Origin of the sequence: Bacillus sp. TE8-1 (assembly GCF_008368855.1) — a bacterium.
Classification (GTDB): Bacteria; Bacillota; Bacilli; order Bacillales; family Bacillaceae_G; genus Bacillus_A; species Bacillus_A cereus.
On sequence record NZ_QPET01000010.1, the window covers coordinates 1 to 20,273 of the forward strand.

A 20,273-nucleotide genomic window follows, 5' to 3' on the forward strand; every position below is an offset into this window, starting at 1 on the left:
CCAGGCAACCATTTTTCGATGGAGTCATCTAGATTCAAGCGGTTCTCTCCAGCCAATTGAAGTAGAACTGTTGCAATGAATGTCTTCGTCGTACTGCCAATGCGAAAGCGAAAATCTGTTTTCATCGGCTTCTTGGTTCTCAGATCCGCTATCCCGGCGGCATAGCTCCAATTTTTGCCACCCTTAGAAATTTGAGCGAGTATTCCAGGGTATCCAAGTTGGAGTGAATCCCGTATTGCTTTCTTAACGGAAGTACGATCGCTTTGATTACTTGTTTGTAACGAATTAGATACATTTTGATTGGGCTCTGCTTTTACAATTGAGCTTGGTGTTGTATATAACAAAGAACTTCCAGCCATTAAAAGGGTCAGACTTGCACTCGTAATTTGCCTACTTGTTTTCATAAGATTCTCCCTCTCCTCTATTCATATTGTGTAGATGGTTATTAGCTGTTTCATACTAAGCACACAGCTATCACCTCTATTAAAAGTTCAATATTACATTTGTAATTATCTTGCTAATTATTTTTTCACAAATGCAATTGTATTCTAACAAACGATAAATCCCTCTTTTTCCGCATGTATGTTAACCCTAGAAGAACCACTCTTATTACTGGTTTGTTTTTCATAAATAAATCATGCCTATTTCCCCTTTCACGCCTCATTATATTTTTTAACATACACAATGTAGGTCTCCCCTCCCCATTTATTGTTAATGCGTTAAAAACTGCTCCTTGATTCTAAATGTTTTTCTGTCACACACGGTAGTGTCAAAATGTCATGACTTTTATGACATAACTATTAATACAGCCTTATCCACTCAATTTTGTTCTCCTTTATAAATATGACAAAAACTCACTACCTACTATGACTGGCCTCTTGCTACACTCTGTTCATACGCTAACGGGTGCTAACTCGTTTCGCTAACAAAAAAAAATCAATTAAAGGAGCTTACAAAAATGAAACAAGCAATTAACAAACTGGGGATCGTTGCAGTTCTTCTTTCTTCTTCAACAATGATTTCTGCGTGTTCCCAACAATTATTAGAAGCTGAAAAATCAAAACCATTAGCATCCTCAACTAATATTCAAATGATGGAAGGACCTAATAATAAAAAAGAAATAGAATCTTTTGCAGACCCGTTATTTGAAGAAAAAATGAAGAAGTATAATGTGAACGGTTCTAGTTTTGTCGTCGTTCATGATGGAAAGGTCGTTGTCAATAAAGGATATGGATATGCCAATAAAGAAAAGAAAATCCCTGTCACTAAGGACACGGTCTTTCAAATCGCTTCAGTCTCAAAAACCTTTACTGCTTTGGCTGTGATGCAGCAAGTCGATAAAGGAAAGCTTAAACTAGATCAAGATGTACAAAAATACCTTGGTGGATTACAAATTCCTAATCAAACAGGGAAACCTCTCACCCTGTTTGATATGCTTACTTATACTAGCGGGGTAGATTTTCCGGATCTCACAAATATAACTGGACCCGAATACGTTCATAATAGTATACCAATGAAAGAATTTTTCTCTAAGCATATGCCAACGGTGATACGGCCACCAGGGGAAGCTTATACGTATGACAACGTCTCATTTGCGCTCGCAGGGTTTGCAGTAGAAAATGCTACTAACACCCCTTTCTCAAAATATATGGAAAAAAATATTTTCAAACCATTAGATATGGAATCTACGAGTATGAGCTTTACGCCTGACCTTCTCAAAAGAATGGCTACCCATTATGGTCCCACTGGCGATCCGATTCCAACAAGTGGGAGCGGTTTAAGGGATACACCACAAGGAGGCATTTTATCTACTGCGGAAGACATGTCAAAATACATGATTATGCAACTACAGAAAGGAACGTTTAAAGACAAAGAAATTATAAGTAAAAAAGGCATAGATATGATGCATGCCTATCAAGTTTTTGATGATAAGACAGTCCCTGTTGCGACAATTGGATTTGAAACGCCTTTTAATAAATTTGCTAACGGTCAACATGTTGTAATGAAAGGTGGAAGTATGCCTGGGCATCAATCACTGCTGATTTTAGTGCCTGAACAAAAAACAGCATTCTTCATGTCTTACAATAATGATTCAATGATGAGTATAGACATATATGAAGCTCTCATGGATCACTATTTCCCCGCTAAGAAGAATGAAGTAAAAACAAGTTATCTCCCGTTAGAGGAAAAAGAGGCTCATAAATACTTGGGTTTATTCCAGAATACGCGTTTCGCTGCCATTCGCACTCATTTTACTTATGAAAATGGGAATTTGATCATGGAGGGTGGAACAACGGGAAAACAAGTTCTCAAAATGATTCATCCATTGTTATTTGAGGATTCAGAAGGCAATAAAGTCGCTTTCAAAAAGAATTCAGCAGGAGAAATCACATATTTTCACTACACCTCTCCTAAAAGCCTTGATTTTGTAGCAGATGCTCAGAAAATTAACAACAAATCACCGTTTGATGACGTGCCAGCAAAGAGTAAATATAGAAGTCACATTGATAACCTTCATGCTCTAAACATTATGGGTGCTAAAACAGATAATCTATTTAATCCGATGGACACCATGACACAAGGAGAATTTGCGGATATGCTGTTACTTGCTCACGGATGGAACGGTTTTCCAGACGAATCCAAGGAGGCAAGGGAAAAAATGATGAATGGAATTCCAGAGTATAATCATGCTACTCCGATTACCCGACAGGTCGCAGCAACCATGATTCAAAACGTTAAGCAAATTCAAGACTTGAAACCGATTCAACCTGATAAAGCTATTAAAGTTAAATTACTTGATGCCGCAGACGACTGGGCAGTCCAATCGATTCAGGCACTTGCCTCCCAAGGAATTCTAGACCCTGATACTTCCATCAATGCTGATGGGTCCTTTATGTTCCGTCCGAAAGATCTGTTACTGCGTCAAGAAGCAAGTGCCTTGCTGGATTTATCTTTTGGTCATTATGCACTGCCTATCAAACGGTAGTAGATATTTTATCCTGGATTGAATCATAAAAAAATTGGATGCTAGTATCTTATCAATATAAAGCTAAAATAAAACAAGAAATTTTTAACTTTATAAAATTTGTATGAAAACGCAAACGATTTGAAGTATAACTCTATATTTGAAATTTTCGCCTTAAAAAAAGGAGCCTATTAGGAAATTTAATAGGTTCCTTCCTTTAATTTAATAGGCGTTATACACTGTAAATATGTTGAGTTAAATCTTTAACCTCCTCTAAAATAATTTTCTTAAAAGATAGAATTCTTACATGCTTGTAAGGTAAATGTAAGACAATTCAATATGAGGACTATAATGCTTTAGATTAAATTATATATAGCCAATAAAAGAATAGGAGATAACAACTATGAGTATATTAACAGTCCGTAACTTAAGTAAAATTTATAATACAGGAAAAGTATCTTATAAAGCTCTTTCCAATATTGATTTGACAATACAAAAAGGAGAATTTGTAGGAATTATGGGAGCATCAGGCAGTGGCAAATCAACTTTACTGAATATGATTTCTACTATTGATGCACCCACATCAGGAGAAGTATTTATTAACGAAAAAAATCCCCATTGTTTATCTTCTAATGATTTAGCATTATTTAGACGCCGTGAACTAGGGTTTGTCTTTCAATCCTTTAACCTTATGAATACGCTAACTGTAAAAGAGAATATTGTTTTACCACTTACATTAGATAATGTAAGTTTGAATGAAATGAACAACAAAGTAGAAGTCATTTCCAAAAAACTAGGGATTGAACAGATTTTAAATAAAAGAACCTATGAAATTTCAGGAGGACAAGCTCAACGAACCGCCATTGCTCGTGCCCTTATTCATTCTCCTCAATTAATATTAGCAGATGAACCAACAGGAAATTTAGATTCAAAAGCGGCAAATGATGTGATGGAACTCCTAAAGAAATTAAATCAAGATCAACAAGTAACTATGATGCTAGTGACACATGATCCCGTAGCTGCGAGTTACTGTGATCGAGTAATCTTCATTACAGATGGATCTTTTTATAATGAAATTTATTGCGATGACAATCGTTCAAAATTTCACAAAGATATTACAGATGTACTATCTTTACTAGGAGGTAATTAACATGAATTTTCGTCAACTTGTATATAATAATGTCACTCGTAATAAACGATTATACCTTGGACATTTTTTGAGTAGTACATTTGCCGTGATGATTCTATTTACTTTTGAATTGCTTGCATTTCATCCTAATTTCACTGGAAATCTTTTATCGACCAGTGAAACCATGAGTTCTTTAAGTACAAAAGGATTTAAAATTGCTCAATATCTAATTATATTTTTCTCCTTCTTTTTCATTCTCTATTCTATTACTATGTTTTTAAAAACAAGGAAAAAGGAATTTGGGATTTTATTACTCCATGGCATGTCTAACGCACAATTAAAAAAGCTAATTTTCATGGAAAATATGTTAATTGGATGTTCTGCAATTATTGTTGGGATTGGACTTGGATTAGTTTTTGGAAAATTAATCTTACTGATAAGTGGTTCCCTTTTCCTGTTAAAAGGTGGGCTTCCATTTCATTTTCCTACTAATGCAATTTTAGTGACATCTCTTATGTTTTTTATTTTATTTATACTTGTCTCTTTTTTCACTGTACGAGTAATGAAGGTATCACAGCTAATTGAACTCATGAAATCTGAAGAAAAACCAAAAGCGGAACCAAAGTCATCTAAATGGCTAGCTTTCTTCTCAATTCTTTGTATTTGCATTGGTTATGCCTCAGCGTTTTATTTGGATATGGCATTAAAAAAAGGAATTGAGATATATGTTCTATTACTATGTGTTTTCTTAACTGTATTAGGAACATACTTTTTATTTACTCAGCTCAGCTTTTATGTCATTACAATATTGAAAAATCGTCAATACACTTTCTTTAAAAAAACCAATATGTTAATGCTTTCAGAGTTAACATATCGAATGACAGATAACGCACGAACACTCTTTCTAGTAAGTATACTTTCCGCAGTTGCCTTTACCTCTATTGGTGCTTGCCTTTCTATTGGAAATGGCGCATTAGCGGAAGTTAACAGTCCTTATGCATTTGAATATAAATCATATAAACACAACAAGGAGGAGGCATTTCATATTTCTCAAATAGAGAAACAATTACATAATGATGGATTCTCATATAAATTAGTAACTTCTACTGGTTTTAATACAACAAGTCACGCAACACCAATTATGAAACTGACTGATTACAACGCAACTGCCAAAACACTAGGATATCCAGCAGAAACGTTAAATAAGGAAACAGACAGTCTAATCCTACCATCAAAAATGTATCTGAGAGTAGCTCCTCAAGAGAAATTAAAGAAACTGTCTTCATCCCTTACACTGGAACACGGTACTATGAATTATAATTTTTCTGTTAATAAAATATTAATGGATAATATTATCAGCCCATCTAATAATTTTTCTGTCGTTGTTTCGGATTCAATGTACGAAACAATGCTAAATACACAGTTAGGAGAAGCAAAGATCGATCAGTATATAGACTATCGTTTTTTAATTAAAAACATGTATGAAACAGCAGATATGGCTAAAAAACTTACAAAGATAATTCCAAATGATTATAGAAGCGGACGCCCACCTTTTATATTTGATTCCCCGGTATTAAAATGGTTAGAAGGTAAACAAGTGAATGCGATACTATCTATTCTCAGTGTACTAGTAGGTGTTGTATTTTTTATATTTACAATTAGTTTCTTATACTTCCGTTTATTTACAGATTTAGATCGAGATAAAAGCCAATTTCAAATGCTTTCTAAATTAGGGTTAACTAAAAGAGAGATAAAAAAAATTGTAACCCAACAAATTAGTATATTATTTTTTATACCTATTGTGATTTCTGTTCTTCATAGTAGCGTGGCCTTCTTGGCAATAAGGTTTTTAGCGCAGAGCAGACACATAGACTTACCTATTGCAGGAAATTCTATTCTCATATTCACGAGCTTTATTAGTGTACAAATAATTTACTACCTTATTATTAGAAGAAGTTATTTACGTCAAATACTTCATTCCATAAATTAAAGTGGAAAATGAGAGAAATGCTGGTGGTATTCCGTATATATACCTCCTACTTAAAGTCACTTTTTCAGTAAGCTAATTAAATTCTTTATTTTACCAATGGAGTAACAACATATCTCTATCAAGCTAAGAAAATAAAATTCCTCTTAAAATGAAAAAATACGTTATTCCTTCTGCATAATTAGAGAAAGGAATAACGTATTTTTTACTTTATGGATAGTGTAAAATCTTAGCTTGAAGTCGATGTGATGTGCTCCTTTTTTAATTGATTCATGTTTATTCATTATCCGTGCAATCTTTTTTATCTATTATTCTTTATAAATTGCAAAATTTAAAACAGGCAAGGAATTCTATTTTTTATAAACAGGTGGAATACTTTATGGGAAATTGAAAATATCTTCTGGATCGTATTTAGCTTTCACTTGAGTCAATCGTTTGAAGTTTTCACCATAATATAAATCTGACCAATCTTTCATTATTCAAGGTGAAATAAAATTGTTTGCAAAGAGATTCTTCCGATATTTGGTATCATATACCTTAGATAAATTAGGTAGAGAAATAGAATTTTTTTAACAGGAAAATAATTTATAGTAGGAAGAATATAATTATATTAATGTGTTTTGAATTGTACCTTTAAGGAGACGTTGTCAATGAGAAAATATTTCTATTTCATTGAGCAAAAAAAAAAGGGGATAACATATCACTAGCCCATAAACTACGTGGTTCCTCCTCAACATTGGAAGGAGAGTATCAGATTGAAGAAAATTTATTTAAATCCTATTGACAAAATTAATTGGGAAGAAGCAATTAGACTGTCTGTTAAAGAAGAACAACAAACATTTATTGCATCCAACCTTTATTCTATCGCAGAAGTTCAATTTCTAGATAACTTCTATGCAAAAGGTATTTATCTTGATGAAAAAATGATAGGATTTACTATGTTTGGGATAGATTCTGATGTTAAAATTATTGGATTTACAGACTTATGATTGATGAAAAATTTCAAGGGAAAGGTATAGGCAAACAAGCTATATATCTAGTTATTGATGAGATAAAAAGAAATAATAACGCAAACATTTCTATAATAATGAATTGAAACAGAGTTATCAGCTTTTGGGGAACAGTTAGCTAAATATTCTTTGTAAGTACTTGAATTCTCCACAATGACTTGTAGACTTATTAAAGAAAAGAATTTGATAGTGGAGCATTATAAGTAGAAAAGGATTAAACTTTTTTATAAAAGAATCAATCAACTGAAAATATTAAGAGCGTGTTTTGATTAACTTTTTTCAAAACACGCTCTTTTCTATGATTATTTATCAAATTTATTAGTATCAATTTGAATAAGCTTCATTTAAAAGCAAAAGCAATGTTCAAATAAAATTACGTCTAAATTGAACATACAGCCATAATTTGCTGTTTTCTAAGCTCAAAGTTTACCTCTCCAATAAGTGGAAATAATAAAACTATAAAGCATAAGATGGCCATTTTGTCCATCTTATGCTTCTTGTAGTTTACGATAAGCTTTTATTATTTAATTTTAATTTTGTTATTTTACAAGTATTCAGTTGCAATCCAGTCCTATTTATGGTTCTCCTATTTGTAAAATCTATTTATTTTGTGCAATCTTAGCACCTTCATATAATTTATCCGTATAATTTTTAAGGTCCTGCCAATTATCCTTTGCTGTATTAAGATCTGCTCTTATAATCTCATCAAACAAGTCTAGACTAATGTTGTCAACACTGTCAATCAATGATTTATATTTTTTCTCCACTGTCCCCCACTGAGTCTTTATATTTTCAAGAGCAGTAACAGCTGTACCAACTGTTGCAGCCATATGTTCTGTTTTATTTTTGGTATCAGTCAAAATAACTACTTCTGCCTCTGCCCCAGAAATTCTGGACTTTAATTGTTCTATTTCTTGTTGTGCAGATGCGATATTCTTGTCAGCAGTGACAATCAATGGTATACCAACCGGAGGCATAAATACAGATAAAGCTATATAGCCACCACGTTTATCATAGTTTTCTTTAATAGTATTATTACAATTCTCAATTCGTTGTTGTAGAAGCGGAATACCAGCGTTCGTACTTTCTAGAATATTCTCCAATTGATTGAAATCTTCTTTGAAATTTCTTGTATCTTCTGCTATTTCACCTTGAAAATTTTTCAATTTTTCTAACAGTACATCTAATTTTTGACTATTGTACAAAATACTATTGTACAAATTTTCTAGTTCATATTTTAATTTCTCTTTATCTTTTTGCTCTATAGCAGTTAGTAAAAGCTTATAACTTGCTTGAAACGTATCATTATAACTTACAATATTCTGATGCGTGTACATAATACGAGTTTTAAAATACATGAACCAAAAGTCGGCATTCTCTATTGCATCCCGTTGATGCTTAATCATGTTTGCTTGTAAATCACCATTTATAGAACTTATTTTACTTAAATCTGTTAGCTGTTGATTACTGATTGTATTGGCATATGAATCCATTGTAAGGATATTTGCCACCATTTTTCCCATTACTTCTTTAAATTCACCAGGACCAAGAGAATAGTTCTTCAAACTTTCTTGCTGTTGGGACACAGTTGGTTCTGCTGCCAAAGTATGAAGTGGAATTACATTATTCGCTGCCATTCCCGTAATGATTGTTGACAAAATAATCTTCTTATATAAATTCTTATTCATCTTTTTCACCTACTCTTTTACATGCATCACATATTTTATTAAATTCATAAGCTTCTATTCTTTACTTCAAATGAATTAAGATTATTGCAAATAAAACAACATATTAAAATAGAGATACTCTTACTTTCTTATTCTATAATCTTTATTAAGTTTCATAACTATATAGGAAGTCTCCTGCTCAAACTTGAACAGTAGACTCATATTATGTGTTCTTCAAAAGGGAAACTTAGTATATTATATTTTTCATTACTTCGGCAAATTCTTGATGTAATATTATTATTTCAAGAACGAAATCTCACTACTTTGAATATTTTCAGCATACGTTCTAATCTGCTCCCAATGTTCCTTCGCTGTATCCAGATCTGCTGTTATATCCATAGCAAGGAATTCTGGGTCAACCTTTTTAGCTTTATCAATCAATGCGTCATATTTTGTACCCATTACATCCCACGTAGTCTTTATATTTTCAAGAGAAACAATAGCTTTATCAATTGTATCTGTTAAATTTTTAATATCACCTTGCACTATCGTTAACCTACCTGACTGTAGTTTCGCCATTGAAATATCTTGTGTTAGCTTTATAATTTCTTCTTGTGCCTTGATTATCTGCTGCTGCGATGAAACTACTCCGTATATCCCACCTCCTAATATAGGTGCACCAATGGGCGCAAAAGGTGTAAGAACCAAATATGCACCAGCAGCAGTTGCAACCGACGATGCAATATAAATTTTGTTATTCTCATCGATTACTGCTTTATTTGTTTTGATTTGTTCCTGGAACAGTGGAATTCCAGCTTCTTCACCAGTTAAAATATTTACGATTTTTTCAGCATTCCCTTTTAAATTTTGTGTATCTTTTTCTAATTTGCCGCGAAAGCTTTTCAAATCATCCACTAATTTGGTAACTTGTCCTTTATTCTGTGAAATTTCACCATTCAACTTTGTAAGCAAAGCTGTTAGTTTGACTGGATCATTTTTATATTGTAATAAATAACGAGAATAATTTTGGAATGTTGTATCATAACTGATAATATTTTGATTCGTCGTAATTATTCCTGATTTCAAATTATTTAACCAGTATGTTGCATTTTCTCTAGTAATATTTTGGTTGGCTTTAATGTTTGTTTTTAAATCATCGCCAACTGAAGGTAAACCATCCAAGTTAATATCTGCTTGTTTAAGTATAGTTAAAGCATACAGGTCCATTACCAACATATTGGATTTAGTGTCCTTCATCGCATTATCAAGCCCTGTTGGTCCAAGGTAATAACTAGGGTATTTAAGGTCTTGATTTGCATGAATAGGTGCTGGTTCCTCTGCTGAGGCATATGATGGCATAATACCACCCGCTACGATTGTTGCTATTAATGTAGATAAGGCCATTACTTTATAAGGTTTTTTCATCACATTCTTCTCTCCTTACATTATATTATTAGGGGTTATTGTTATTTTCCTACAAATTTCATCCTGTTACTTTTATTTTTGTAACACTCTCTTGATATTCCGTTGTTTGTTTTTTCAATTCATCCGTAAACTGTTTAAGCTCTTTTAATCGTACTTGTAATGAATTGGAATCTATTTTCGTATCAGCATTAAGACTTGTCCCCATTTGAATCATTATGTTATTAAAGGTGTCCCAACTACTTACTAGATTGTCAAAACTCTGAGTTTGATTTTTAACTGTTCTTGTAAAGTTATTTAATTGCTGCTCAATAAGTGTCATTTGAGTTGCTTGCACTTCAATATTCGATAAATTTTGTACCAATTGAATTAGTTGCTGTTGCTTCTGAGCAATAGCTTTATTCAGTTCTGTTACTTTATCATTTTTGAGTTGTCCATATTGGTTATAAATCGCTTCTAAATTAGACACGTCTACAGTTTTATCCTTAACTCCGTCTTTCAAAATATTAATAACCGACTTTGTAATATTTAAAGAACCGTCTAGATTTTCTTTTGGTAGAGCTAGAAGTTTTTCAAAATCTTCTTGAATGCCTACATTAAGTTGTCCCATTTCTGTTCTTAATTTTTCAATGTCTCCGTTTGAACTCTTATAAGATTCAAACGCTCTGATAACTTTAATAGAAAATTTATTACTATCTTCAACCAAATCGTCTTTAAAATTATTTAAGTATTCTGAATTTATTTTTATATTATACTGAATTGTTTGCACGTCACCTTGAAGTAAATTAAAAATACGTACAAATGATGCTTTTGCTTGCGGATCTTCATTCATTTTTCCAGCTAGTTCAACCAATGTATTATAATAATTTGTAAATCTTATTCCGAAACTCTGTATGTCTTGATTTACTTTGAATAATTTTGGATTATATACATCCAACCAGTCTCGAACTTGGTTTCTTGCAGTACCTTGATCAGTTGTTATTCCATATATAGTATTTACATTAAGGTCTGGTTGCTGTAATATGATTAGCCCATATCCTTGAATTAATGGCGTCTGTGATCCTAATTTCGTAATCGAATTTGATAACCTATCCATAGCGGGTCCAAGTATACTGCTTGGTTGTAAATAAGTTGTATTACTTTCTGCAAAAGTATTTACAGGTGAGAAGCAACTTGTAGATACTGCTGTAACTAATAACCCTGCGACTAACGCTTTTTTCATAGTAATCCCCCCATTTATTGTTGTTTTTTGATAAAATAGTTGGACTAAATTTTAATTAATTTGAAATCCAACATTACAACAATTAATCTGTATAGATTAATTTAAAGATGAATTTTAAGGAATATAAATATAGATTGTAAACATTTGTACATAATGCCCTACTATAAACTTATTCCCTAAGTCATTACATAAAAGACATATACGAAGATGATCTTGATTTTATATGTCTTAAAATGTAACTAACACCTTGTGTCCTTATTAAAACATCAAATTTTCAGTGCGTATATAGTAAAATTTTGTAGGTTTTTGTATAATTTTATCCTTTTTTATTTTTTTATCTTAATTATTTAATATGTGTACAAATTAAAATACTATACTTCTAAAATTACTATGCAACTTCATTACTATAATTAAAATAATTATAATTTAATAATACTGATAAAAAGGTATCTAATTTAATTTAACTAGGTGAATTTTCATTTCCGAAAATTATTTTAGCATAATTTTCAATACTCTTCGCTTATTTCTTCCTCTATATGGATATGTAAAATTGCATATCCATATAGAGGTAAGTTAACTATTATATATAGTCATAAGTAATAATTTTCCAAATAACTATTATGCATTACCGATACATCAATATTAAGTTTCCATAACTTGTTGAAAACGTGAGAGTAACGGAACTTATCCATTACTTCTATAAAAATTATGCGTTGGATTCATCAGTCTTGAACAAAAAATCCGACATGATCTAAAACAACTAAATGCCTCCTATAAAGTCAAAGAAACATATATGGGGTACCGGAAAATGCGGATTTAAAATGCTAAGACCATTTTTAACAACGTTAAGAAAGTTTCAATGGTCTTAAAGAATCTAACGAGACCATTTTTGATATTTAACTGCTTATGTTAGATGTAAGGTATTCCAAATACTGATGGCAGTGATAATTTTGTTTAAAGCACTGGCTCTTTGCAATTGATGCTGTATGGTTCGTTCCCTAAGCAATCCTTGTTTTTCAAAGAAAATAGCTCTTGCCAGTCCATTCATGGCTTCTCCTTTATTCAATCCTCTTTATATTTTTCTTCTTAGAGATTCACCTGAAATGTAATTAAGAATAAGAATGTATATATCACGAGCACGTCTCTAGAAGGAGTACCAAAGAATAACGTGCACTCATTGTATTCATCGTTGACAAATTGAAATTTTGTTAAAACGTGGCAGTCATTTTTTGAAATTGATGAATGTAAAAATATTAAAAGAGAACGCCTAGAGTACCATTTATATGGACAACTCATTGGCATTCTCCTCTATTTTTCTACGATGTTTCAAATGCGACGATTTCTGCTTGAAAAGACAAAGCATGAGTGAGTGAATACATAGCGATTTATATGATTAAAGATTACTTTCCGTTACTGTTTCAAGTGATAGCCTGTGGCGCAGAAGAACTTTTAAAAATTCTGCATCGTCTTTATCTACTACTCAAAAAGAACGGTCGTAAAGGTTCCGTTGCAAAGTTTTTCAAATGAAGCTAAGCTGTAAGGAAAATGTGTTGAGGAGAATGATACATGAGATACTTTAAAGGGAAACAGTTCAAGAAAGACATTATTTTAGTAGCTGTTGGCTATTACTGTCGTTTTTCTTGAAGCTATCGTGATGTATCTGAAATCTTGAAAGAACGTGGTATTTCCGTTCATCCAACAACTATTATGCGCTGGGTTCATGAATATGGAAATCTAATCTATCAAATTTGGAAGAAGAAAAACAAATCAGCACTCCATGCTTGGCATTTGGTCATGGGAGTCACTTTTGTCTTGATGCGCCACTCGCTCGTTTAGAAGCAAAAATTGCAATTTCTACACTATTAAACCGTTTGCCAAATATACAAATACAAGGTGAAAGAGAGCAAATAAAATGGAAAGAAAATTATCTAATGAGATCTTTAGAAGAATTTCCTCTAAAGTTTTAACTCCTTTAGTTATTAACAAAGATTTTAGAGGGCAGTATCCTGCTATTTAGGCATACAGTAAGAATTTATCACTATTTTATTTAGAAGTAACAAATGGTTACAAATAAAGTTTTATCATTATTATATAGAAACAGAAAATATAAACTTAAAAGAATAAGAATGTAACAAAATTATTCTGATGTATATACTGATTAGCAAAAAAAGACTCCATTTTGATTAATCTTTTTCAAAATGAAGTCTTTTTGTTTGACGTAAAATCAAGGAATATAAATTTTTCTGATTAAATTCTATTCTAAACTAATAACATTCTTATGTTCTTTATTATAACATCCCTTGAGTTTAGTTAATTATCGAGTTAAATAACTTGTCTTACAGCTAAATCCTACTGATAGATATAACAAAAAGACGTTTTGACTACCTCTACTTTAAAAATAAAATGAATGGTAAATTATCTAGACGAGAATCAAATTACTTATCAATATGCTGAACAACAAGTGAAGCGTATTCTTTTGCTCCTGTTGGATTTAAATGAATTCCATCTGGTTCGAAATATGATTGATTTCCAGCACTTGCTGCATACCAATCAACTAGCACAGTATTTGGAAATTTGGAAGAGACTTCTTTTAATTTCTCATTAACTATGGCCTCCCACGGACGAGGTATTCTAGTATTAACTAATACAATTTCACGTTCATCACCTATTAACTGAATTAACGATTCTAGTTGCTGGGTAGTAAATGCTCCATTTGTACCTAATCCAATAATAACATGACTTCCTAAAGTGCCTTCCTTTTTCATTCCCTCTACTATCTCCAATGCTTGAGACATCTGTCTTCCAATTTTCGCATCAATAGTAATATTAGGAAAAGCATCTTTTAAATACGGAGAGACATCGATCATAATTGAATCACCAATGGCTGTAACAGTTTTAGGTTGTTTAATTTGTTTAGAGGAATCTTTATTTTCGTCCTCTAATGTTTTATCAACCGGTTTCTCTTCCTTAGTAACTGGATGAGCTGGTTCCTCATTTTTTTTCACTTGTACCGCCTCTGTCCTAACTTGTTTAGAATTGTCTTTTACTTTGCCGGCTGTTGAGAAACCAAAGATAACTGTTATGGAGAGGAATATTGTACATGCTAAAGCAACTCTATTAACGAATGATAAGTCTCTTATTTTCAAGTCCTTTAAACGAAGATTCTTCAATGCACCTTGCCGAATTGGATTTTCAATAAACTTCCACGAAAGATGTGCCATAAGTAGAATCAAAAAAACTTGAAAAATAGCTTTAGTAAAATGAGGTCCTTCTGTACTAGCTTGCGAGCTTGTCAATGTGATAATTGGATAATGCCAAAGGTATATTCCATAGGACCGAATACCAATCCAACGTAATGGTTTAAACCTTAAAAGCACACTAATTCTGCTAGTTGGATGAGCAAGGTTGGCTACTAATAAAGCAGTAACAACTGATAAAAATAACATTCCTCCACAATATAGGAATGAGTCATATTGATTTGTCTCCCAAAACATAATTAAAATAATAATTAAAGCGATTCCCCCAACTACATCTAAAACTAGACGGGCTGACGGAATAATTTTATTAGATAGTCTATTACTTGGCCAAAGTAGAGCGAGTACTGCCCCTATTAATAGAGAAAACGCTCTTGTATCGGTACCATAATAAACTCTACTTGGATCACTTCCTGGCTCATACAGTACAGCCATTGCAATTGCTGAAGCAATTGCTCCTAAAAAAATAAATAGTGTCATACGTGATCGTTTTTTTATGTAATAGAACCCTAAACTAAGTATGAATGGCCAGACTACATAAAATTGCTCTTCAACAGCTAACGACCAAAAATGATTTAAAGGAGTAGGTTGGCCAAAATTATCAAAATATGATAACTTATGATAAATGTACCACCAGTTACTAACATATAATACTGCTGCTAACGAATCTCCCCGCATTTTTCCTAGTAAGGAGTTATGAAATAACGTCACCCATGCAAACACAATAATGAGCATAACAAACATTCCTGGAAGTAATCTTCTTGCCCTACGTATCCAGAAATTTTTTAAATCAATGCTTTTATATTTCTCCCACTCAGTAGCAAGTAGATCGGTAATTAAATAACCCGAGAGTACAAAGAAAACTGTAACGCCCAGGAATCCTCCAGGTATCCACTTATAGTTGATATGATATAACACGACGCCCAGTATAGCCAGTCCTCTTAAACTATCTAATCCGACCATATAACGATTATTTTTCTTTAATGGTGTGAGCATATATAATCCTCCCTTAAACTTTGCTGATATGTTTGGTTACTTTTTCTCATAAGTGATCATCAACAGAAAACAAATGAAAACTCTATGAATATAAGGAAAAGTACATCTATACACCGAAACTTTTATATAGCAATTCCTTAATTTGTAATTATGTTCTTTGTTACCAAGCCAAAAAGCCGAAAGAACATTATAAAATGCTTTTTCGACTTTTACAATATATCATTTAATTAACTAGTACTTGAATATCCCCTTCTAATATTTCACAATCCCAATTTATCCTTTTTACAGATTTTCAATATAAGAAGCTCGATGTAGGACTTTGATTTGTCCGTAGATAGAAGAATTTCAAGATACTTAAATTCATAAGTATTTCTCTGGCTTTTGCTCTTTTATTTCTATCTTCGCGCCTTTATAGAAACTTAATTTCTCCTTATTATAATCTATAGTATATTGATTGAACTTTTCTTTTTTCTTCTTCGCGTACCTTGAGGAAAGAGCCTTCTTGGTTAAAATAATAAAAAACACTCATTCTGATTAAGGACGAGTGTTTTTCTTTTTAGGTTATCTAACAGGGATAAACTTCCACGAGCTAGGTTTTTGTTTTTTTTCACCTAGTATAATCCAATTTTTCTTTGCATTTATATTTTCATAATTTAATGGATAGTCATCTGTAAAAATATTATATTCTGTAGGATTATCCAAGTTAATTTTAATTTTAAAATCAGCTAAACTATCAGATTTTTGAGCAAGGTGAATCCAACTAGAATAATTAGACCAATTTAAATATTGAAATTGATCGTAATTTGAGTGCTTCATGCGAAGGTATATACTTTCCCCGTGATGTAGCTTTGCATCATTTTCTTTGTAGAATTCAAATTCCATAGGTGTACCAGATAAACCATTGTTTTCTTTATTTGCAAGTGTAACATAATCGTAACGATTTGCTATATACCATTCAAATGTTAGGCCTTGATAAGGAGATTCACTTGGTACGATATAATAGTTTTTCCCTGCTTCTATAACATTTCCTTCTATATCATAGATTAATGCAGTCTCTATACTTGGAGCTTTCACATTTTCAGTAAAAGTTTTAAACCATAGATTTAAAAAACCTGCTGTATTGCGCTGAGCTTCTCCTAAGCTTCGCTGCACAGCCGGGGTAACCATTTCTTGCCACAATTGTGCCTTACCACTATTATAATACTTAAATGTTTTATCATTAGTAATATTTTGGATTTCAGGTTTAGCTACTCGAGCTGCATAATCAATCCATTCTTCAGGTGTGGATAGAGAATTGTTATAATTCCCTCCAGTATTGACTGCAAATTGATTTTGAATGGTTGTAACATAATTTTCAAAGTAGCTATGATATTTTATAGCTCTCGTATCAATTGCGGTAAAATTTGCTGCATGCATAGGTTGAGTAGCATCTGTAAAGTAGTGGGTAGCTACTCCTAAGTAATAGAAAGCTTTTTCATAGTCCTTATTTCGTAAATGTTCTCCAGATTCATAAAAGTATTTCTTACCTTGTGTAAGAGCCGTTGGATTTGTTTCTCCTCTATAATTTTCTTTAGTATCAGGATCATAAAAGTGAGATTTCCATCCGCCTTTAAAAACGCCACCTATTCCTGTACCACCATCGTTAAACTCTGCATTATAATCTGCATCATATAATCCTTTAGAAAATAAATCTTTATATTGTGGATAATTTAAAAAGTCCACAGCCTGCTTATTTGCTTCAATATTAGATTCTGTTTTCATAATTTCAATAGCTTGTTTTGCAATCCATAAATGTGTACTTTTATCAGAATGATACGGAGCTTCTGCAGACCATCTTGCAGTAATAGGATCATTCTCATTTAAATCAATTTGATCGAGATGAGCATAACTACTTTGAGGACATACTCCTAAAATAGTTAAAGTCACTCCAGCTATACATAGTGTTGATACGATTTTTTTCATTTTTTATCCCTTTCTAAATATAAAGATTCTTATGCGGATATTCATCTTATTCACGAAAGTTAAATAGCTCTAATAAAAGAGCGATTAGCAAAGGCTAATTGCTTAATTTCTCTCTTAATGGAATACCAACAAACATCGATTAAATTAAAAGTTTTAAATTAATCCTAAACAATAGTTTTTCTTCTCTACCTCTAGTTATATATAAAAGCGCGTCTTATTTAAACATGTTTTTTTATGTAATTTTACATATCCAAAAATAGGGAATTAAATAACCTTCCATTTATTATATTAATGAAAGACCGTTGTCTCTAGATAATTTAAATTATGTTATTTTAAGTTAATAATCTATATCCATCAACTAAAGAATTTAGAATTACCCCAAAATGAAAAAATGAACCTTTTGTAGTGTTGTTTTGTTTGCTTTTCTATATTCCCAAAAAGTAATCTAGGTATTAAGAGAAAAGTTTTAGATTTGGAAACGTAAGTGACATTTCATTCGGTACTAGTTCCTCTAAAGAATCATATTCTCTAATACAAAAATTTCCTGATAAGTTGGATAAATCTTTAGCAAAGTTTGGAGAAAGAAATACTACGATGGCTTTCATATCTTTTACTGCTTCTGGAACAAAAGGCATTTGAGTTAAATTAAGCATCATGATCGCATACATTTTTTCTTGATAGCGGTCGACTGGGTAAGTTTCATTTTGTAATGAATAGGGAATCTTTCCAATCCAACTTTCATTTATAGATAAATCGGGTCTTTTTCCTCCTGTTTGAAAGATAGTTGCTCTTTTTCGTAGGATATTCTTTATTTGATCTATTTCCAAAGTATTTCTCCCCCTAAATTTATATTTTGTTTTCTCTTTATTTCAATTAATTATTATATTATATAAATATTGCAAGTTATTTGTTATAACAATTCTTTTGAAGGGTGCTGTTAGCAGTAACTTCACGTATCTTTTGTGGTTTTACTGTCAATTTAAAACAATTTTGTACTATACAGTAATAAAACCGAATTCACTTTTATTTAATCAAGAGATTTTGGTTTATTATTGGGGCAGCAACACATCGCTATAAAGCTAAGATTTTGCGCTACCTATATAGCAAAAATACGTTTCTTTACCTATAATTCTACAGAAAGAATAATGTAATTTATTCATTTTGAGGACCACATAATGAGTATAGGATATCAGAAAAAACTTGTTAAGGTTAGTAATTCCGTACTATTTCATTTCATACAAAAGGAATTTGCTCATTATTAACGAAAGTGTATGTTAACTAGATGAATTCATTCATATATCGTACTACAAATAAACATGAGAGCAACCTTATCCTATGATACATAATTATAATCCGTTTTGAAAACTAGTAAAATTAAGGAGCAATATTGTATGGGGAAAAAAGTACTGTTTTTTGGGGATTTCGGAATTGACGATACGATAGCTATCATATATGCGCATTTGACAGATAAAATTGATGTTATAGGAATTGTTGCAGACTATGGGAACGTACCTAAAGCTGAAGTTGTTAGAAATGTTCGCTTTTTACTTAAAAGTGTAGGTAAAGAATATGTAAAAGTTTTTGGTGGGGCGGAGCATTCCATGTCTTCAGAAGCCGAAACTTTTTATCCAGAAGTTCACGGTAAATTTGGGATAGGTCCCATTTATCCAGGACTAGAGATTCAGACATTTGAGAATTTTTTCGAGGTTCTCACACTTATTAAACAGCATAAAAATGAGCTTATTATCGTGAATACCGGGCGGCTAACTTCACTTGCAACTTTATTTCTCCTTTATGGTGATGTGATGGAATATGTACATTCTTATTATATTATGGGAGGAGCTTTTCTATATCCAGGAAATGTTACTCCCATTGCTGAAGCTAACTTTTATGGCGATCCTGGATCAGCCAATATTGTAATGAGATACGCAAAGAATCTATCAATTTATCCTTTGAATGTTACACAATCGGCTATTGTAACACCGGAAATGGTCAATTATATCCACTCTAAAGGGAAAACTAAATTTTTAAAGCCTCTTTTAGACTATTACTATTATCAATTTTATCAAAAAAAAGTTCCTGAAATACAAGGTAGCCCGGTTCATGATGCACTTACTTTAATTGCGATTAATCGTGATGATATTTTTACGTACCATCAATCAGCAGTGACAGTTAATGTACTTGATACTGTAAGAGGACAAAGTATAGGAGATTTTAGGTCTACCTTTGAACCAGAAACATTCGGTAATCGTCCAAAACATAGGATTGCAATACAAATGAATTATGAAAAGTTTTTTAAGGAGTTTATGAATGTAATGACTGGCGAACTATTTTAGGTAAAACCCTTATATATCAGGATATGTTTTGCTATCAAGCTAAGATTTTAAAGTACCCCCTAAATGGAAATTTTATGTTTTTATAGACCTGAAATTTAATTTAATCGTGTTTGGGGGTAACTTATTTTCTTGAGTTGATGATGATGTTGTTGTTGAGACTCCTAAAACAATTTATGATTCTGGTACTGCGCATAATTATGGTAGATTTGTAACACCTATTATATCAGTATATAAGCCAGGATCATATGTAGCTGTTATGAAACTTGGGGAGAATTATTATTATGGTGGCAGCTTAAGAATTACAAAATAATGAATGTTACTTT

Annotated in this window: 11 protein-coding genes and 7 pseudogenes; 9 read left to right on the top strand and 9 right to left on the bottom strand. The window is 32.0% G+C overall.

Features of this window, described 5'->3' with window-relative positions; all coding sequences use genetic code 11:
* On the bottom strand, positions 1-404 hold a 404-nt coding region (locus DN404_RS07910), incomplete at its 3' end, for a serine hydrolase domain-containing protein (RefSeq protein WP_149214939.1).
* A gap of 554 nt (positions 405-958) precedes the next feature.
* Here DN404_RS07910 and DN404_RS07915 point away from each other — a divergent pair.
* The 3 genes from DN404_RS07915 to DN404_RS07925 all read left to right on the top strand — a co-directional run bounded on the left by DN404_RS07915 (position 959) and on the right by DN404_RS07925 (position 6,084).
* On the top strand, positions 959-2,986 hold the full coding sequence (locus DN404_RS07915; protein ID WP_149214940.1) for a serine hydrolase domain-containing protein: 2,028 nt from the start codon (positions 959-961) through the stop codon (positions 2,984-2,986).
* 382 nt (positions 2,987-3,368) lie between these two features.
* Positions 3,369-4,115, top strand: coding sequence for an ABC transporter ATP-binding protein (locus DN404_RS07920; protein WP_063538678.1), 747 nt, complete (start codon positions 3,369-3,371; stop codon positions 4,113-4,115).
* 1 nt (position 4,116) lies between these two features.
* The gene (locus DN404_RS07925; protein ID WP_098905733.1) at positions 4,117-6,084 is read left to right on the top strand and encodes an ABC transporter permease; all 1,968 of its coding nucleotides are present in this window, start codon (positions 4,117-4,119) and stop codon (positions 6,082-6,084) included.
* Between the two features lie 374 nt (positions 6,085-6,458).
* Here the strand turns inward: DN404_RS07925 and DN404_RS07930 are convergent.
* Positions 6,459-6,557 (bottom strand): annotated as a pseudogene (locus DN404_RS07930) (BBE domain-containing protein); the annotation flags it as partial.
* Positions 6,558-6,836: 279 nt separating this feature from the next.
* Between DN404_RS07930 and DN404_RS07935 the strand changes: the two are divergent.
* Positions 6,837-7,226 (top strand): annotated as a pseudogene (locus tag DN404_RS07935) (GNAT family N-acetyltransferase).
* A 464-nt stretch (positions 7,227-7,690) separates the two neighbouring features.
* Here the strand turns inward: DN404_RS07935 and nheC are convergent.
* From nheC to DN404_RS07955, 4 genes and pseudogenes are all read right to left on the bottom strand, one after another.
* Positions 7,691-8,779, bottom strand: a complete 1,089-nt coding sequence (gene nheC / locus DN404_RS07940) for a non-hemolytic enterotoxin subunit C (protein ID WP_149214941.1) — start codon at positions 8,777-8,779, stop codon at positions 7,691-7,693.
* Positions 8,780-9,055: 276 nt separating this feature from the next.
* Complete coding sequence (gene nheB / locus DN404_RS07945; protein WP_098905736.1) at positions 9,056-10,183, bottom strand: non-hemolytic enterotoxin subunit B; 1,128 nt, start codon at positions 10,181-10,183, stop codon at positions 9,056-9,058.
* A 58-nt stretch (positions 10,184-10,241) separates the two neighbouring features.
* Positions 10,242-11,402 carry a non-hemolytic enterotoxin subunit A gene (gene nheA / locus DN404_RS07950; RefSeq protein WP_098905735.1) on the bottom strand — a complete coding sequence of 387 codons (1,161 nt, stop codon included), beginning with the start codon at positions 11,400-11,402 and terminating at the stop codon, positions 10,242-10,244.
* Positions 11,403-12,309: 907 nt separating this feature from the next.
* Positions 12,310-12,525: pseudogene (locus DN404_RS07955) on the bottom strand (Tn3 family transposase); the annotation flags it as partial.
* Between DN404_RS07955 and DN404_RS07960 the strand changes: the two are divergent.
* The 3 pseudogenes from DN404_RS07960 to DN404_RS07970 form a co-directional block, all read left to right on the top strand.
* Positions 12,523-12,902: pseudogene (locus DN404_RS07960) on the top strand (IS4 family transposase); the annotation flags it as partial. The pseudogenes DN404_RS07955 and DN404_RS07960 overlap by 3 nt on opposite strands.
* Positions 12,903-12,968: 66 nt before the next feature.
* A pseudogene (locus tag DN404_RS07965) lies at positions 12,969-13,193 on the top strand (IS6 family transposase); the annotation flags it as partial.
* A pseudogene (locus DN404_RS07970) lies at positions 13,184-13,369 on the top strand (cytochrome P450); the annotation flags it as partial. The pseudogenes DN404_RS07965 and DN404_RS07970, both read left to right, overlap by 10 nt.
* 468 nt (positions 13,370-13,837) lie before the next feature.
* Here DN404_RS07970 and DN404_RS07975 read toward each other — a convergent pair.
* From DN404_RS07975 to DN404_RS07985, 3 genes are all read right to left on the bottom strand, one after another.
* Complete coding sequence (locus DN404_RS07975; RefSeq protein ID WP_149214942.1) at positions 13,838-15,652, bottom strand: acyltransferase family protein; 1,815 nt, start codon at positions 15,650-15,652, stop codon at positions 13,838-13,840.
* A gap of 561 nt (positions 15,653-16,213) precedes the next feature.
* A complete protein-coding gene (locus tag DN404_RS07980) occupies positions 16,214-17,614 on the bottom strand; it encodes a zinc dependent phospholipase C family protein (protein ID WP_098906260.1) in 1,401 nt (466 codons plus the stop codon).
* A gap of 452 nt (positions 17,615-18,066) precedes the next feature.
* The gene (locus DN404_RS07985) at positions 18,067-18,441 is read right to left on the bottom strand and encodes a hypothetical protein (RefSeq protein WP_255445023.1); all 375 of its coding nucleotides are present in this window, start codon (positions 18,439-18,441) and stop codon (positions 18,067-18,069) included.
* A 564-nt stretch (positions 18,442-19,005) separates the two neighbouring features.
* On the opposite strand from DN404_RS07985, the gene DN404_RS07990 reads away from it, so the two are divergent.
* Entirely contained in the window at positions 19,006-19,950 is a 945-nt protein-coding gene (locus DN404_RS07990; RefSeq protein WP_149214943.1) for a nucleoside hydrolase, read from the top strand.
* 160 nt (positions 19,951-20,110) lie between these two features.
* A pseudogene (locus DN404_RS07995) lies at positions 20,111-20,260 on the top strand (DUF5065 family protein); the annotation flags it as partial.
* Between the last annotated feature and the right edge of the window lie 13 nt (positions 20,261-20,273).

What these genes read in the sequence shown, in the direction of transcription:
- DN404_RS07915 (WP_149214940.1), top strand. Translation starts at nt 959, where the DNA reads ATGAAACAAGCAATTAACAAACTGGGGATCGTTGCAGTTCTTCTTTCT.
- DN404_RS07920 (WP_063538678.1), top strand. Translation starts at nt 3,369, where the DNA reads ATGAGTATATTAACAGTCCGTAACTTAAGTAAAATTTATAATACAGGA.
- DN404_RS07925 (WP_098905733.1), top strand. Translation starts at nt 4,117, where the DNA reads ATGAATTTTCGTCAACTTGTATATAATAATGTCACTCGTAATAAACGA.
- nheC (WP_149214941.1), bottom strand. Translation starts at nt 8,779, where the DNA reads ATGAATAAGAATTTATATAAGAAGATTATTTTGTCAACAATCATTACG.
- nheB (WP_098905736.1), bottom strand. Translation starts at nt 10,183, where the DNA reads ATGAAAAAACCTTATAAAGTAATGGCCTTATCTACATTAATAGCAACA.
- nheA (WP_098905735.1), bottom strand. Translation starts at nt 11,402, where the DNA reads ATGAAAAAAGCGTTAGTCGCAGGGTTATTAGTTACAGCAGTATCTACA.
- DN404_RS07975 (WP_149214942.1), bottom strand. Translation starts at nt 15,652, where the DNA reads ATGCTCACACCATTAAAGAAAAATAATCGTTATATGGTCGGATTAGAT.
- DN404_RS07980 (WP_098906260.1), bottom strand. Translation starts at nt 17,614, where the DNA reads ATGAAAAAAATCGTATCAACACTATGTATAGCTGGAGTGACTTTAACT.
- DN404_RS07990 (WP_149214943.1), top strand. Translation starts at nt 19,006, where the DNA reads ATGGGGAAAAAAGTACTGTTTTTTGGGGATTTCGGAATTGACGATACG.